General features: G+C 67.1%; 3 protein-coding genes. 2 read left to right on the forward strand and 1 reads right to left on the reverse strand.

The window, feature by feature from the left end; all coding sequences use genetic code 11:
• On the reverse strand, positions 1-1,380 hold a 1,380-nt coding region (locus tag RMO30_RS01850; protein ID WP_397427875.1), incomplete at its 3' end, for a zinc-dependent metalloprotease.
• A 76-nt stretch (positions 1,381-1,456) separates the two neighbouring features.
• On the opposite strand from RMO30_RS01850, the gene RMO30_RS01855 reads away from it, so the two are divergent.
• Both RMO30_RS01855 and RMO30_RS01860 read left to right on the forward strand, forming a co-directional pair.
• Positions 1,457-2,584 (forward strand): PDZ domain-containing protein, encoded by a 1,128-nt coding sequence (locus tag RMO30_RS01855; RefSeq protein ID WP_309708746.1) that lies wholly within the window; start codon positions 1,457-1,459, stop codon positions 2,582-2,584.
• 43 nt (positions 2,585-2,627) lie between these two features.
• Positions 2,628-5,122: UPF0182 family protein (locus tag RMO30_RS01860; RefSeq protein ID WP_309708749.1), on the forward strand; the 2,495-nt coding region annotated here is incomplete at its 3' end.

Below are 5,122 nucleotides of genomic sequence, written 5' to 3' on the forward strand. Positions count from 1 at the left end.
GGAAGGTTCGGACGGTCGATCGCCGGAGTCGTCGGCGAGGAGGTCTTCGAGGGCACGATCGACGTCGTCGGGCTCGGGGGTTCCGCCCGAGAGTCGGGCGACGAGCGCAGACGGGTCGTCGATGTCGGTTTCGCCGGGTACGACATCGGGATGTGACCAGAGGTCGTCGCGTCCTTCGGCGCCGACGGCGTCGTGTACGGCTTGCCACATCGCCGCCGCCTCCCGCAGTCGACGGGGCCGCAGTTCGAGCCCCACCAACGTCGAGAACGCCGACTCGGCAGGGCCGCCGGATGCCCGCCGCCGGCGAACCGTTTCGGCGATGGCGAGGGCGTGCGGCAACCGCGTGGTGGCCGCGGCGGTGACGACATCCACCCATCCTTCGATGAGGGCGAGCATCGTTTCGAGCCGGGCGAGGGCGGCGAGTTGGTCGTCGGTTTTGGGGGGGATGAGCGCGCCCGACGTGACAGCAGCGCGGAGTTCTTCGGGGTTTTGGGGGTCGAAGTCGGCGGCGAGTTCTTCGAGGCGGGAGGTGTCGATGTGGATGCCGCGGGCGAAGTCGGTGATCTGGGTGAGCAGATGCAGGCGCAGCCACTTGGCGTGCCGGAAGAGGCGGGCGTGCGCGAGTTCCCGTACGGAGAGGTAGAGCCGGATTTCGTCAATCGGGATGTCGAGACCGGCACCGAAGGCATCGACGTTCTGCGGCACGAGCGCAGCCTGTTTGGTGTCGCCGTCGAGCAGCGGGATGCCGACATCCCCGCCGGAGACCGCGTCGGTGGCGAGTTGCCCGACGACTTGGCCCAGTTGCATGGCGAACAGGGTGCCGCCGATGTTACGCATCAGTTTGCCGGCGCCGCTGAGCATTCCGCCGAGTTCCTCGGAGGCGTGGTCTTCGAGCACTTCGGTGAGCGCGTCGGCGATGGAGTTGGCGACGGGTTCGGCGAGTTGGGTCCAGACCGGCATTGTCGCTTCGGCCCAGCCGGCCCGGGTGAGCAGCACCGGTTCGGTGGTGAGCGAGCTGATGGCGGTCGCTTCGTCGAGCCAGAGTGCGGCGACGTGGAGTGCCTGTTCGAGCGAGGTGCGTTCGGCGGGGGTGGAGGGCACGGCGGAGCGGCCGGCGAGGGCGCGGGCTTGCTCGGTCGCGAGGCCCCAGTTGATTCCGTCGCCGCTGTTCTGCAGAGCCTGCTGCAGTTGCCCGATGAGTCGTTGCACCATTTCGGGATCGTCGGGGAGTCCGGCCGCGCTGGCGAGTTTCGCGGGGTCGAGGTCGGTGTTGCCGGCAAGGAAGTCGCGCAGCATGTCGCGGAATTCTTCGCTGCCGTCGTCGCCGCTGCCCTCGTCACCGGTGCCGCGGTCGCGCTCGTCGGGCGGGTTATCGGCCATGTTGACTACGCTAGCCCGAGCATCTCGGCTTGGCCCGGCTCACATCTGCGCCGCAAGCGAACACTAAGGATGGCCGGTGTCACTGTCTGAACTGCTGGCTGCAGGGCGCCCCCCTCGTGAGCGACCGCCTGCGCCGGAGAGCGAACCGTGGACCACGTATCTCGGGTTCGGTCTGCTGATCGCCGCCGTTGTTGGCACCGTGCTGTTCGCGACCGCACCGTCGCCGTACGTCGTGGAGCGGCCCGGCCCGGTCTTCGACACGCTCGGTGAGGTCCAGTCCTCGGACGGCGACCCGGTGCCGTTGATCGAGATCCCGGATGAGACCACCTACCCGACGTCGGGTCGGCTCGACCTACTGACCGTTTACGTCGACGGATCGCGAGAGAACCCGTTGTCGTGGCTCGAGGTCGCGCAGGCGTGGTTCGACCCGAGCCGCACCGTGCTGCCGATCGACGCGGTCTACCCGGAAGGTCAGACCGAAGACGAGGCCGACGAAGAGAGTGCGGCGGCAATGGAGACGTCGCAAGAGGATGCCGTCGCCGCAGCGCTGACCGAGCTCGACATCCCGTACGAAAGCGTTCTGACGGTGGCCGGAGTCATTGAAGACACTCCGTCTGATGGCGTGCTCGAGGAGGGCGACGAGATCCTCACCGCCGAGGGCGAGGTGGTGACGGATGTCGACGGGTTGCGAGCCATTCTCGCCGAGGCCGGTATCGGCACCCCGGTTGAGCTGGGCATCCGTCGCGGGGTCGACGAGTTGACGGTCGTGCTCGCCCCAGTCGCCTCCGAGCAGGACGGGTCGCCCGTCATCGGGGTGTACGCGTCATCGGTGTACGACTTCCCCATCGAGGTGCTGATCCAGCTCGAGAACGTCGGCGGGCCGAGCGCCGGGATGATGTTCGCCCTCGGCATCTACGACAAGATGACGCCCGGCGAGCTCACCGGCGGGGAGCACATCGCCGGCACGGGAACGATCGGCGGCGGCGGCCAGGTCGGCGCGATCGGCGGGATCGTGCAGAAGATGTATGGCGCGCGGGATGCCGGTGCCACCTGGTTCCTGGCGCCCGCGTCGAACTGCACCGAAGTGGTCGGGCACATCCCGTCGGGCATCGAAGTGTTCTCGGTCGCCAACCTCGACGACGCGATCGAAGCCGTCGAAGCGATCGCCGACGACGACACCGCCGAACTCGCCCGCTGCGGCTGAGTTCGTCGCCACGTAAGCTGACGACGATCCGAAGGAGCCGACGTTGTCGACGACCCGCCCTGCGCCCGCCGCCCCGCCCGCCCGTAGCCGCACCCGTGCTGCCGTCGCCATCGCAGCGGCCGTCGTCGCCGTGCTGGTGATCGGGTTCTTCGTGTTCTCGGGCTTCTACAGCGACGTGCTGTGGTTCGACCAGCTCGGCTTCCTCGAGGTGCTCACCACCCGCTGGTCGTCGCAAGCGATCATGTTCGGGATCGGTTTCGTGTCGATGGCGCTCATCGTCTGGCTGAGCATCGCGCTCGCCTTCCGCGCCCGCCCGGTCTACGCGAAACTCAATTCGCAGCTCGACCGCTACCAGCAGGTCATCGAGCCGCTGCGCCGCGTCGCGATGATCGGCATCCCGCTCGTACTCGGACTCTTCACCGGCGTCTCGACGGCGACGCGGTGGGAGACGGTGCTGCAGTTCCTGAACCGCACCCCGTTCGGTCAGGTCGACCCGCAGTTCGGTCTCGACATCGCGTTCTACGTCTACGAGCTGCCGCTCTACCGCGGGGTCCTCGCCTACGCCTCGGCGGTCGTTCTGATCGCAGGGCTCGCGGCGCTCGCCACGTCGTACATCTACGGCGGCATCCAGGTCACGGGCCGCGAGGTGCGCGTCACGCGCCGCGCCCGCATCCAGCTCGCCATCACCGCCGCCATCTACATCGCCCTGCAGGGCGCGAGCATCTGGCTCGACCAGTACGCGACGCTCACCGACCAGAAAGAGATCCTGACCGGCGCTTCGTACGCCGACGTCAACGCGACCATTCCCGGTCGGGCGATCCTCGCCGGCATCGCGGCCCTCGTCGCGGTGCTCTGCCTCGTGACGGCAATCATCGGCCGGTGGCGGCTGCCGCTCATCGGCACGGCGCTGCTCATCGTCTCGGGCCTCGTCGTCGGCTCGATCTACCCGGCGGTGGTCGACCGGCTCTTCGTCGCACCCAGCCAGGGCCAGACCGAAGCACCGTATATCGAGCACAGTATCGACGCGACCCGGGATGCCTACGACCTGTCCGACGTCGAAGTCCGGTCCTACACGGCGGAGGCCGACGCCGAGCCCGGAGCACTTCGTGACGACGCCGAGACGACCGCGAACATCCGCATCCTCGACCCCGCGCTCGTCACCAAGACCTTCGCGCAGCTCGAGCGCGTGCGGCAGTACTACCAGTTCGCGCCGCACCTCGACGTCGACCGCTACCAGATCGACGGGGCGACCCAAGACACCGTGATCGCGGTGCGCGAACTCAACCAGGATGCCGCCGCCTCCTGGTACAACAACACCCTCGTCTACACCCACGGCTACGGGGTCGTCGCGGCCTACGGCAATCAGCGCGACGCGCAGGGTCAGCCGGAGTTCCTTGAATCGGGCATCCCGACGACGGGCGAACTGGGCGAGTACGAGCCGCGCGTGTACTTCGGCGAGAGCTCTCCGACCTACTCGATCGTCGGCTCACCGGAAGGCGACCCCGCGAACATCGAGATCGATTTCCCGTCGGGATCGGAGTCGAGCGAGAACAACGCCTACACGACCTTCACCGGCGAGGGTGGGCCGACGCTCGACGGGATCTTCACGCGACTCGTCTACGCACTCAAGTTCCAGTCGGAAGAGATCCTGCTTTCGGAGCAGGTGAACGACAACTCCCAGATCCTGTACGAGCGCAACCCGATCGAACGGGTGCTTCAGGTGGCACCGTATCTGACCCCCGACAGCGACACCTACCCGGCGGTCGTCGACGGGCGCATCGTGTGGATCGTCGACGCGTACACGACGAGCGCGAACTACCCGTACTCGCGCATCCAGTCCCTCTCGGGCGCGATCGTCGACTCAAACACTCCGGCGCAGCCCTACGCAATCGACGACATCAACTACATCCGCAACTCGGTCAAGGCCACCGTCGACGCCTACGACGGCAGCGTGACGCTCTACGCCTGGGATGAGGAAGACCCGGTGCTGAAGACCTGGGAGAACATCTACCCGGGAACGATCACCCCGAAGAGCGAGATGAGCGACGAGCTGCTCGCGCACATCCGCTACCCCGCCGACCTGTTCAAGGTGCAGCGTTCGATCCTCGCGACCTATCACGTGACGAACCCGATCGAGTTCTACTCGGGCACCGACGCCTGGACGACGCCCGACGATCCGACCGAGGCGACCGAAGTCGCCCAGCCGCCCTATTACCTCACGATGCAGGTGCCGGGAACGGAGGCTCCGGCCTTCACGCTGTACTCGACCTTCATTCCGCGTACCTCGGGCGACAGCCAGAACATCCTCACCGGGTACCTGTCGGTGAACTCCGATGTCGGGGATGACTACGGAAAGCTCACGCTCCTGACGCTGCCGAAAGACAACACTGTGCCCGCACCCGGCCAGGTGCAGAACAAGTTCGACGGTGACCCCGACGTTTCGAGCGAACTCAACCTGGTGAGGCAGGGCGGCTCGGACGTGTTGCTCGGCAACCTGCTGACCCTGCCTGTGGGGGGCGGCCTGCTCTACGTGCAGCC

This window comes from Pseudolysinimonas sp. (assembly GCF_031389465.1).
Classification (GTDB): Bacteria; Actinomycetota; Actinomycetes; order Actinomycetales; family Microbacteriaceae; genus Pseudolysinimonas_A.